The 12,298-nt window shown below is 67.3% G+C and carries 2 protein-coding genes and 1 pseudogene; all 3 read right to left on the bottom strand.

The window, feature by feature from the left end; translation table 11 throughout:
* Positions 1–703, bottom strand: a pseudogene (locus RH94_RS43650) (IS4 family transposase); the annotation flags it as partial.
* Positions 704–1,391: 688 nt separating this feature from the next.
* Entirely contained in the window at positions 1,392–7,883 is a 6,492-nt protein-coding gene (locus RH94_RS17015; RefSeq protein WP_079189073.1) for an RHS repeat domain-containing protein, read from the bottom strand.
* A 125-nt stretch (positions 7,884–8,008) separates the two neighbouring features.
* Positions 8,009–12,226 carry a LamG-like jellyroll fold domain-containing protein gene (locus RH94_RS17010; protein ID WP_234425833.1) on the bottom strand — a complete coding sequence of 1,406 codons (4,218 nt, stop codon included), beginning with the start codon at positions 12,224–12,226 and terminating at the stop codon, positions 8,009–8,011.
* Between the last annotated feature and the right edge of the window lie 72 nt (positions 12,227–12,298).

The raw sequence follows: 12,298 nt of genomic DNA, 5'->3' as shown, positions 1-12,298 counted from the left end.
GCCACAGCAGCTCGACGCCGCTGGCGCGAGCCTGCCGCCAGGCGTCGAAGCTGTAGAAACCGCGGTCGGCGGTGAGCAGCATGTCCGGGGCGAGCTGCTCGTACAGGGAGAAGGCCAGGGTCTGCTCGCTCGCCCAGCAGCCCGCGATGTCGGCGGCGACGGGGGCGTGGCTGGCGCACTCACTGATGGTCACCACCCGGGCCTACGGGAAGACGGTCTCGTCTCCGCCGGCACTGCCCTTGCCGAACTCCTCCACGTTCGCCGGGGTGTCGGGCAGATCGAGGACGAAGCCGTCGATCGCCATCACCCGCCACCGCCCCAGGAACGCCCCCGGCGTCGCCGGTGTCGCGGGAGGATGGGCGACCTGCGCGAACGCCTCCTTCACCGGCTCCGGCCCGAGCCGCTGCCGAGCCTGCGTGATGGCGCCCCGGGTGGGCGCCTGCCAGCGCGAGCCGGGCAGATACGAGAGCATCCCGGTGAGTTTCTCGGCGACCTCCTCGTAGTCGTCGTCCGCGTACAGGCACAGCGCCATCAGCAGGTGGACGACCACATGGGCGGGCAGCTTCCGCACCCGCTGCTCGTGCGCCTCGGTGACCGCGATCGCCTCGTCCAGCACCGAACGCGGCACCAGCGACGTCAACGCCCCCAGCGACACCAGATCCGTCAGGCGGCCCTCCGGACCGACTCCTACCCCCTGCGTCATGCCGCGACCGTACCAACTACGGCCTAACTAAACGGCATTGGGATTCCGTACTCGCATTCCGAAGGGTCGATACGCTCCACGCCACCTTCATAGACAAAGCTCCCGCAGAAATACCCCGGAGCTCCCCGGGTTTCGACGGTAAAATTACGTGAGCGTCGACACTACGACAACTCAGGCGAATTTACTGAACACCATCAGGACTGACCCACCGCCTTCGCGAGTCGCCCAGTGTCGGGTTCCACGTTCGACTGAGCAGGTCACCGAACGGCGTTCCCTCTCCAATGACAGCTAATCAAAGCTCATCCGACCGTAGCAGCGTGAACAGTCCTGCCGCAGAAATACTGGCCAGAGTGCCAACATTCACCTTATTCGCATACACGAGAACCGAAAAATTTGCGTACTCAGGCTCCGCCAAATCCCCATCCTCATCCACCCAATTCACCTCAACCGTGATTTCACCCCCCGAATTAAAGCCTGCAAGAAAATACTCCCCACCCTTATAGGAACTCTCACGACGATGAAACTTCACCCCCAGGAGGCTCTCCAGTGCGGATGCGGCATCCTGCACGTCCATCGATTCGACGCCANAAGTTATACACAGACTTCACGAGTCCCCCAGTAATGATCTACCCATAGTGCCTCCTGCGTCCCCGGCCCTTAGGGCCGGGGACGCAGGAGGCACTTTTATCTAGCGAACGATGATACTCGGCGCTCTGCTTGTCGCGGCTTCAGTCGACCCGTAGATCATGAAGTTCACGGGTCTACCCACCTCGGAAGACAGAGTCGCAGCAACGTCGTCGAGTCCCATCCTATGCAGATCGGCCCCCTTCAGTGGTCCGGTTCGGGTACCACCGGACCGCAACGGAATGCCAGCATCTTTGGCGCGCGCCAATATTTCAGGCCCTGTTAGCGCCACATCGAAGTCACTATGCGGCCCGAACGGCTTGCCAGAATTAAAACTTCTTCCTGTGACTGAACTTCCCTGAAACACCGGAACCGCATCACCATGGCCGGCATCCTTCAGGCCCGACTTCAGAGCCGTGGCGAATTCCTTGAACTTGCCAGCGCTGCCGAATCCCAGGGGGAATGTCCTCGGCCCTGGCCTCGGGACTGCCCCACGACCGAGTCCCCCGGGCCCTGGCGTAACGACCCCCGTGCGGTAACACTTGCCATCAGCGTCGGGAGTGCATTCGTTTAGCCTTCGCCAGGCTTCCTTGAAGTCGCCCTCCAGTATTGCTCCCAGAGGGCCCGACACAAAGCCCTGAATGTCAGGGATTATGTACGAGTATGCGCCCAGAATTGCACCCACAATGGGGCCCGGATCTCCCTTCTTGGCATCCCACGTATACATGGCGCTGCCGGTGCGTTTTGTGTACCCGTGGGTTCGGGCTGCGCGCGACCAACTGTACTTGACCGACGTGACGTTCTTTCCCGATCCGATGGGACCGGGAAGCCACTGGACGTGCTTGTAGCTCCAGCCGCCGTAGTTGTCCTTGAACCAGGTACTGCCCTGCTTGCCGTTCTGCTGGGCCCAGCGCTCGTCGTTCTGGGAGTGGCCGCCCACCGGCCCGTCGGGGCGAAGCCCAGTGGGGTCGGAGAGTGTGGCGGGGTTGTTGTTGGCGTAGACGTACCCGTGCATTTGCTGCGGGTCGGCGAGATCCATGATCGGGTCAACGCTGACGAAGCGGCCGGTGGCGGGGTCGTATTCGCGGGCGCCGAGGTGGGTAAGGCCGGTGGACTTGGTGTCGTCGGTGCCGCCGACGAAGCCCTTGCTGCCGGGCCATGCGGTGGGAGCGGTGCCACGGTGGTTGCCGAAGAGGTCGGTGCGGCGTTGCTGGATGGCCAGGGTGCCGGAATCGATGGCGAGTTGGCCGGTGCCGTGGTGGTCGGCGATGGTGAAGTCGAAGGTGCCGTCGTCGGTGCGGATGGCCTGGTGGCCGCCGCCGACGTCGATGTAGCGGGTGGCCTTCGCCGTGGTGGCGCCCTTGGGCAGGGTGACTTCGGTGTGGCCGAGGTAGAGGGTGGTTTCGGTGGCGGTACGGCCGATGAGGCGGCTGCCGTCGGCGTCGTAGAGGTATTCGGTGGTCTTGCTGCCCTCGGTGACCTTGGCGAGGTGGCCTTCGGCGTCCCAGGTGAGGGTCTGGCCGGGGCGAGCGGTGGTGTTACCGGTGGTGTCGTAGCTGTAGTTGTCGGTGCTGGTGCCGCTGGCGTTCTTGGTGGTGACCGAGCTCAGGGTGTGCGGCTGCTTCGCGCCAGCAGCGGGGTAGGTGTAGGTGCGTTGGGTGTCCTTGCCGGTGTCTCCGGACGGGTCGTGCCGGGTCTCGGTGAGCCTGTTGCCGACCTTGTCGTAGGTGTAGGAGTTCCAGTACGGGGCCGGACCGCCGATCACGCCCGCGGCCGGCGCGGCGGCACAGCCGCTGGTGGCCTGGGTCCAGGCTTCCTTCACCTGGCGCTTGTAGTCGTAGGTGAAGCACTGGCTGTCGGTTCCAGTGCGGGAGACGTCCGAGATGGACAGAACGTTGCCCAGCTCGTCGTACTTGTAGGTGGCGTGACGGTCGACGCCGCTCTGCTCCTCGCGGTCGACGCGGGAGGTGGCCAGGCGCTGGGTGCCCCACTCGTAGGTGTTGGTGGTCCAGGTCTTCTTGCCGCCGCTGGTCAGGCCGAGTTCGTACTGCAGCGGCTTGCCCGTGTTGCTGTATGTGACCGAGGTGGTCATGCCCTGCCCGGACACCTCGATCGGACGCAGGGTCCGGTCCTCGTAGCTGTAGACGACCGAGCCACCAGGCAGTGCGCCAGCCGCGGAGTAGCTGATCCCTCCGAGCAGCCCGGAGGGCTTGTAGCTGGCGCCGGACTGGTAAGTGCCGGCCAAGGCGCCCTCGGAGTCGGGGATCACCACTGCGGTCTTGATGGGCCGGTACTGCCTGTCGTACTGAGTGACCTTGGAGGTGTACGCGTGCCCGCCCTGGTAGCGGGTGGACTCGGCCAGCTGCCCCTTCGCATCGGTCAGGGTGTCGTAGACCCAACTGGCCCGCAGTGTGCCCGTCGCGGATCCTTCGCGCATCTCGGTCTTGCGGCCGAGGTTGTCGTAGATGTTGAACAGGCTGGTGCCGCGCGCGTCCTTGATGGAGGTCACCTGGCCGCGGTCGTCGTAGACAGTGGTGGTGACGCCCTTGTCCGGGTCGTCGGTCTTGGTCTGACGGCCGAGCTGGTCGTAGGTGTAGCTCCAGGAGTTGCCGGCCGGGTCTGTGACCTTGGCAAGCTGACCGTGCGGCGTATAACCGTAGGTGGTGGTGTCGTATGCCGCGTCCGCACTGCGGCTGTGGTGCTGGCGCAGCTCGGTGGTCAGGCCGCGGGCGTCGGTCAGGGTGGTAGTTGCGGTGCCGCCTTGGGGCGGGACCACCGTGGTGCGGTCCCCGCCGTAGATCGTCTTGGTGGTGGACAGCACTGTTCCGCCATCGCCGTTGCCGGCGATCTGCCGGGTCTCCACCGGCCGTCCCAGTCCGTCATATGTGGTGCGGGTCTGGGTCTCGACCGCCAGCGCGTCCACCGGCTTGAACAGCTCCAGGGACGGTGCGCCGGTGGCGTAATACGGGGCAAACGACTTCACGACCAAGCCGCGCTCGTCGTAGAAAGCGTCCGTGAGGATGCGTCCGCCGTCAGGGCCAGGCGTCTGGCTCTGGCGTTCGCGGAGGAACCCGTCATACAGCGTGTGCGAGCTGATCTGCCCGCCGCCGTTGTCAAGAGTCTTGGTGGTGACGGCAACCGGCTTGCCGTCCTCCACCCGGTAGGCGAACTCGTAGCTCGGGGTCTGGGTGGTCCTGCGGTCGGCGAGCCACACCTTGGTGGAGCGGCCGAGCGCGTCGTAGGCGAACTCGGTCACATTACCGTTGGTGTCCGTCTGCTTCAGCGGCTGGCCGCGCAGCAGATCGATGATCGTAGTCGTCGTTTGCGCGGTGGTGTCGTCCCCGGCCTTGGCGGGCGGGGTTGTAACCGTGGTCTGGGTGGGCAGACCGGTGGCCGGGCTGTACGACGTCTTGCTGGTGCGGCCGTCACTGCGTACGGTGCGCACGGGATCGGCGGTGCCGTCGACGGTGACGGTGGCGGTCAGATCGGTGGCGGTCAGGGGGCGCCCGTAGCCGTCGAACGTGGCGCCGGCCTCGAGGTAGGTGGCCTTGATGCCGTCGTGGCTCTTCAGCGTGGCCACCGCAGTGGCATCACCCTTGGTCGGCGTGGCGCCGTACGCGCCGCCGTCGTAGGCGGTGCGGACGTCGGAGGTGACGTCCTTGCTGCGGTCGACGGTGGCATCGCATGCCTTGGCGACGGTCTCCACCCGCGAGGGCAGGGCAAGGATGTTCGCGCTGGTGTTGGTGGCGTAGGTGGTGCGGGTGCACCTGTTGTCGGTCGTGGTCGAGGTGTCGCCCTGGTCGTCTACCTGCGTGACCCGGCCGGCGACCGTGTCGTACCTAGTGGCCGTCGTGGTGGTGCGCCACTTGGCACCGGCTCCATCGTCGAGCGAGGTCCATGTCTTACTCTCGGCAGTGCCAGCGAAGTGGGCGGTGACCGTGCCCCAGTCACGAACCTTCTTGGCGGTCTCGTGATGCCAGGGGCGGCTGACCGTCTTGGCCAGCACCTTGCCGCCGGGAGCGTCGAAGGTGACGCTCTTGTACTCCATGCCGGCGGCCGACTCGTGGTCGGTGATCGCCTCGCCCTCACCCTCGGCGAGGGCGACGGTGACGGTCTTGGTGCCGCCGGTCTTGTCCTTGCGGTCGCCGTGCATGCCGCGCAGGAAGTAGGAGTCGGTCTGCGACTTCATCGCGCCGCCCTGACCGCCGGTCTTCACCCGGACATGTCCGTAGCCGCGCCACTGCGACCAGGTCTTGTTCTTCTCCTTGGTCAAGCCATCCGAATCGTCGAAGTGCCAGGCAGCATCGCCAAGGTATTCGTACTGCGTGACCTGGTCCGGTGAGCCGCCGGTGCGGTCCGTTTCCGTTAGGGAGTCGACGACGTACTTGTTGAACCAGTGCAGTTCCGGGTCGCTGTCGCTGTCCCCGCCGATGTACTGCGGGAAGCAGCGGGTGGCATTGGTGTGCGGTGTGGGCAGGCTGCCCTCCTTGCACGCCGGAGCAGAGTAGTTGGCGTCGATCTGGCCGCCGGACTCGTCCGCGACCGTGGACAGGCGAGCCTTGATGAAGGGCGCGTACCCGTCACCGGTCTTGTCGAGGCGGTTGACCAGCTGGGTGTAGGCGAAGGTCGTCTTCGGCAGGGTGACCGCAGGGGTTGCGGTGTGGCCGGTGCGCTGGACGGAGTCGAGCAGCAGCTGGTAGTCGGTGTCGGCCATGCCCCAGCGGTGGCCCAGTGTCCAGGAGTCGACCTTGGTGTGGGTGTCGCCCTTGAGTACTTCGGTGGTGATGCCGGTCAGCCGCTTGCGGGTGAAGAACACCGGGGAGAGGCGGCCCTTGTCACAATCCTTGCCGCTGTCGCAGTTGAGGTCCCAGGGCGTGTCGTACCAGTAGAAGGCGTCCTTGTTGATGTCCGAGCAGTCGGTCCTGGCGTCCGGCAGGCAGCGCTCGGAGGTCGTGAAGTCGACCTTGGCAAGCGGCTTGGTGCCGTACACGGAGTCGGACTTCAGGCCGTACTCGATGCGGTCCAGGGAACCGCCACGCACGTAGCGGGTGTTGTCCTTGGCCTTCAGGTTGCGGCCGTAGGAGTTGGTCTCCTGGTTGTAGTAGTACGCGATGGCGTTGCCGTACACGTCCACGGCGTAGTCCAGGTTCCACCGCCAGGCCTGCTGGCACCAGGAGTCGGCGAACGCCGAGGCGTGGCAGGGCTCGCCGGTGTCGTTGCCGAAGACAGGGACGGTCCAGGCGGAGTTCGTGACCGGCTTGCCGTCCGCCCAGCCCGGCAGCCGGTTGTAGCCGAAGTAGTAGCGGGTGCCGTCCGGGGCGGTCAGTCGCCAGTACTCGCCGTCGTTGTCGCCGTTGCCGCGGGACGTCGACCTCAGACGGTCAACCTTTGTGCCGTCGTCGTTCTTCAGCTTCCACGAGTCGGCACCGGTCGGGACGAGTTCGCCGCCCTTGCCGCTGAACGACAGAAAAGCATTGTCGTAAGCCCAGCACAGATCGCCCGGCTTGTTGCCGTCGGCGTTCTTCACCCCGTCGTCGGCGCACGGCTTGTACTTGCGCTCGATGTAGCCCGGCCACAGGCTGAACCCGTCGCCCGCCCAGGACCCTTGATTGTTGGTGCCGCCGGTACGGCCGTCGAGGGAGCCAGACGAGTAGCTGAGCCCCACACTGGGCTTAAGGCCGCCAGGGACCTCAGGCACCGGCATGCCGTAGGACCAGTTGAAGTCACCGGTGTTGAGATTGGTGTCCCATGCCGCGGACGCGGACAGGTCGGTGGCTTTGTAGTCGCCCTTCTCACCCTCAGCCGCTGCCGTCACGGCGAGGACCGTGGGCTGGCCCGAGCTCAGATTGACCGCCTGGGCGGTCAGCGTCTGCTTGCCCGTGTTGTTGGTGGACTTCAGGGCCTTGCCCTCGATGCAGGCATTCTTGTCAGGTGTGGTGAGTGCACAGGCGGGTAGTTGGATGAGCTCCAGGCGGGAGGCGTAGCTGCCTCCGTAGGCTTCGGCGAACTGGGAGTAGTCGACCGTGACGGCGGCCTTGCCACTGCCGTCGTCTGATGTGGTGGCCTTGGCCTTGCTCTCAGGGGCCTCTTTAGCTTGGCTCTTGAGGGTGAGGGAGAGGAGCAGTCCTCGTACACCGGCGCGTTCGGTGCTCTTGCGGTCCAGCAGCCGGACCTGAACCTCACCCTGCACCACGTCCTTGGCCGGCTTCGCCGAGCTCAGCGTGATCGGCAGACCTTCGGCCGTCACCGAACGGTCTGCCGGCTTGGCAGCGGGGTCCGGGATCTCGACTACGGCCGTGCCGGCCTTGGGCCAGGTCGCCTCGGGGTCCTTCTGCGGGGTCTTGGGTCCCTTGGAGATCTTGCGGGGTTTGACCTTCTGCTCGTTCGTGCCTGGGACTGGCTTGTCGGCACTTGGCAGCTTCGGGGGACCGTTGTCCTCTGCCGTCGCTACCGGGGTGGCCGCGAACTGTAGGAGGCCGCCGATCATCACTGCGGACAGGACCAGTGAGGTCCTTCGATACAGGGCCCCTCTGGAGCGCCTGGGCGTGTGTTTCATCGTGTGGTGTCCATCGCTGTGTGCGCCGCACCCGCACACGGCGGGTCACGGCAAGGAGATAGGGGAAGAAGGAATCGCGACCGGTGTGCGTCCGAAGCGCCTTCGGGCGCACACCGGCCAGCGGGTTAGCCGGCGGGGATTTCAGTGGGGACGTCGAACCACGAGGTGGCCAAGTGCTCGACCTGCACGTCGTTCAGAGCGCCCTGGAAGGCCCACACGTCGTCGACCAGGCCGGGGAAGTACTCGCCCCAGGTCCCGTCGGTCTTGGCGCGGCCGACCTGGAAGGACTTGGCCGCCTTGAAGGCGAGTGTGTTCTCGGCCCAGGAGACCTGGTCCCCGCAGTCCTCGCCGCTGCCGTCGCAGGAGATCTCCTGCAGCGTTCCGTTGACGTACAGGCGGGCCTGCTTGGCGAAGCCGTCGTAGACCACGGCCAGGTGGTTCCAGTCCCGCGCGTCGTAGAACTCGCTGTTCTTCACGCGTACGACCGTCACGTCCGTACTGTCCTTGTCCGGCACGGCCAGTTCCCAGTGGCCCAGGCCCTCCGGGTTCACGGTGTCCGGTACGAAACGGACGGTGAGGGCGCTCTGGGTGGAGCCCTCGGCACTGACCAGCGCGACACCACTGGTCGGCAGTGCGACGGCCTGGGCCCAGGCGGTGACGGTGTAGCTGCCGCTGGTGTCGACCGGTACGGACGTCGTGGCCGCGTAGCCGCCGACGCCGTCCAGCTCCAGGCCGCCGAAGTCGATGAAGGAGAAGTCCGACTTCTTCGCGCCGCCGTTCAGCGTGAGCGCGCTGCCTCCGGGCACGGCGTTCGGGGTGGTCACCGGGCTGGTCCCGGTGGTCTCCTCGAACGTCCACCGAGCCTTGACCAGCGGGCGCTGCTGGAACATCTGACGGGCCTCGTCGTCGGCCACCGGCCGGTCGAAGAGGCGTACGTCGTCGATCTCTCCGGTGAAGTAGTCGACGTACTTGCCCGTCCAGATGGTACGGCCGACCTGCACCGGCCCCTGGGCCTCCCAGATCTTGGGCGCAGCGGCACTGCCCTGCAACTGCCCGTTGACGTACAGGCGGATCTGCTGGGCGTCGGCGTCGTGGACCGCCATCAGGTGGGTCCACTCACCGGGCCGCGCCGGCTGGTTGGCCCGCACCCGCTGGTTGGTGAGGTTGCCTGCCTCGACGTCCTCGAGCGAGGTGCGCAGGCTCCACGTGTTCGGCTCCCACTCGTAGGAGAGGTAGAACGGGCTGTAGTAGGTGCCGCTCTGGCTGAGCACCGTGCGATTGCGGTTGGTGGCTTCCGCGGGAAGCTTCGCCCAGGCGGAAACGGTGTACGAGCGGGCCGTGTTGAGTACGGGCAGGGCCGTGGCCGCGTAGCCGCTGGTCCCGTCCACCTTCAGGGCGTTGCCCGCGACTCCGCTCACGCCCAGCGTCGCGCCGCCGTGCAGGGTCAGCGGCTGCCGGGCGGCCGTGCCGACCACTTTCTGGGCGGTCGCCTCCTCGTCCAGCGGGAAGACGGCCCGGGCCGGGCGCCCGGTCGTGAGCTCCTGGTCCTGGTACAACCGTCCGGCCTCGGTCGCGCTGACCGCCCGGTCGAAGATTCGCAGGTCGTCGATCGTGCCCGGGAAGAAGGACTTGTGGACACCGCTGTAGATACCGGCGCCCAGCTGGAGCCCGCGGCGGGCCTCCCAGGCGGTGGTGTATGCGGTGGCACCGGCCTGCGTGCCGTTCACGTACAGCCGCAGTTGTTTGGCCTTGCTGTCGTAGACGCCCACCAGATGGGTCCACTCGCCCGCCTTGGCGTCCCCGGGCGTGGCGGCCATGGCCCGGGCGATGGAAGCACCGGCCGTGTCGGAGGTGTACTGGTTGAACACCCACCGGTCGTAGGACTGGGAGTAGTACAGCTCGAAGCCCGGAGAGTGGTTGCCCGGCTGGGCGGCGATGATCGCCGCTGCCGTCGGCATCCGGTCGAGCCGCGCCCATGCGGAGACGGAGAAGCTGGTCGAGGTGTCCACGGCGGGAATGTCGGAGACCGCGTAGCCGTCGACGCCGTTGAAGGACACCGCCGTGCCCTTGACTCCGGGCACGCCCGGTGTGGCGCCGCCGCGCAGCTCGAGCGTGCGTTCCGGCGCCGACCCCTCGGCCTGGCTCGCCCCGGCGTCCTCGTCCATCTGCCACATCGCCCGCTCGGGCTGCCCGGCCTTCACCCGGAACTGATAGGTGCGGACCTCACCGGCGTTGCCGGCCTGGTCGAACGCCTGCGCGGTGATGAGGTTCAGCCCGGGCTTGGCCGGCAGCATCCGGATGCTCTTCGCGGCGCCGCCGGATGTCGTGAGTACGTTCTTCGAGGTGGGGTCGCTGTTGATGCCGTACCAGTACTTGGTCACATCGCTGTCGGCGCCCTTGATGGAAAAGGTGCCGTACTTGCCCACCCCGTCGTACCACGGGTCGTCCGGGTCCTCCGGGTTCGAGGCCGGGTACTCGCCCGAGGTGATCGACGGCGCCTTGGGCACCGAGGTGTCGTAGAAGAAGTAGCAGGCGGCCGGGTCACCCGCGGACGACCACGGCGAGTACTGGGCCCCGTCGTAGCTGCGCGCCTCCCAGTTGATCTGCTTGTTCTGCGGCACGTTGGTCGGCAGGCTGATCGAGAAGATGTTCGACCCGGACTTCTTGTACGAGGTCAGCGCCGGCTTCCACCGCGGGGTCAGGCCCTTGCCGTCCCCGGTGTCCCATGACGCCTGGAACTGCACCGCGACGTTGTCGCCGTCCGGGTCGGTGATGTTGTTGGCGGAGATCTTGCCCAGGGTGCGCACCCGTGCCGCGTCGGCCGGCTTCTTGCAGGTGCCGCCGTACTCCATCGTCAGCTGCGACATCTTGATCTGGGGCGGCGGACGGTTGTACTGCACCCGCAGATACGCCTTGTCCGAGAACCGCTTCCAGCCGACCCGGTCCGTCTCACTGGCCGCCTGCAGCCCGAACGTCATCGTCGCGCTCTTGCTGTCGGCAGCCGCCTGCACCGCCGCCTTCACGTCGAACTCCGCGTCCTTGGCCGCGCAGCCGCTGTAGCCGTAGGCGAACGGCTTCGACGCCAGCTGCTTGATCCAGAAGCCCGCGGCATTCTGGCTGTTCCACGTCGTCGAGGCGGAGATGTCCTTGGTCTGCCACAGCTCCACGCTCCGCGCGTCGCAGGACGCCGACCAGGTGTTGCGGACCACGAACTCCGCCGACAGGATCGACTTCCCCGCGAACGTCGAGGTCGGGATCCGGTAGAACAGCCGCTTGGTGTCGTGCGGCTGGCAGTAGTCCCAGCCGCAGTAGCCCATGCCGGCGTCCGAGGCATCGTTGAACTTCCACTGCGGGGACGACGCCCAGTACTTCGACGCCATCGTCCACGCCGCCGCCTTCGGCGTGTACCACTGCGGATCGATGTAGACGGGGTAGACGGTCCCGGCGCCCTTGAGTACGTCGGTGTCCGGGGTCAGCACCAGCTCGTCCTGCCCGGCCGTCACCTCCACACCCACCGGCGCGAGCTTGCCCGACTCCCCCGCACCCGGCTCTCTTTTCTCATCGGCCTGCTTCGTGTCCGGCGCGGCCTGCGCACCGGACGCGGCCGCACGTGCCCCTGCCGGGGCGGCTGCCTGCCCGCCGGTGCTGGAGTCCCACATCAGCGGCTTCGGCGCCTCGAACACCGCACCCGCGGCACCCTTGTCGACGGCCTCCAGCCCGCCCTCACCGGTCTCGCGCACCTCCAGGCCCGACGCCGACAGCTTCAGCCGCAGCTCGGCCAGCTCCCCACTCGCCGCGGCCTTCGCCGTCTTCACCACCAGCAACTGGGTGAAGCCGTCCTCCTGCGCGGTCATCCGCAGGTCCACATCCGGCAGCACCGACGGATACGTCGCCACCGCCCCCTCCAGCCGGGGCTCGGGCAGCGGGGTCGGCCACGCCAGGCTCAGCTCCCGCCCGGCCCGCCGCATCCGCACCAGCGGCACCGCCGTGCCGCCCCCGGAGAACTCCACGTCCACCGTCGCGGCCCTGGGCGCCACCGTGCCCGCACCGGTCGCCACCAGGCCGGTGTCCACCCGCTTCCAGCCGCCCTGGCCACGGGCCCAGACCGGCCGCAGGTACTCCCGCGCCTCCAGATGCCCCTCCGGCGTGGCGAACACCTCGCGGCTCTCCCCGCGCCGGGCGGAGACCTCCACCGGCTTCCCCCTACGCCGGGCCTCGGCCAGCGCCTCCGCCTCCGACACCCCGCCGGCGGCCGCGGGGGCTTCCGCACTCCGCGGCGCGGCCGGCACGGCGGCCGCGGCCTCACCCCCCAGGGCCGGAACCGCCCCCACGGCCAACGTCACGCTCAGTAGCGCCCCGACGGCCCTGCCCCCGCCCCGCAACCGGGTCCACACCCTCACTACACCCCACCCACA

This window comes from Streptomyces kebangsaanensis (assembly GCF_001906585.1).
Lineage (GTDB): Bacteria > Actinomycetota > Actinomycetes > Streptomycetales > Streptomycetaceae > Streptomyces > Streptomyces kebangsaanensis.
The sequence above is the reverse complement of the archived record's forward strand: the minus strand, read 5'-3'. Positions and strand labels throughout refer to the sequence as shown.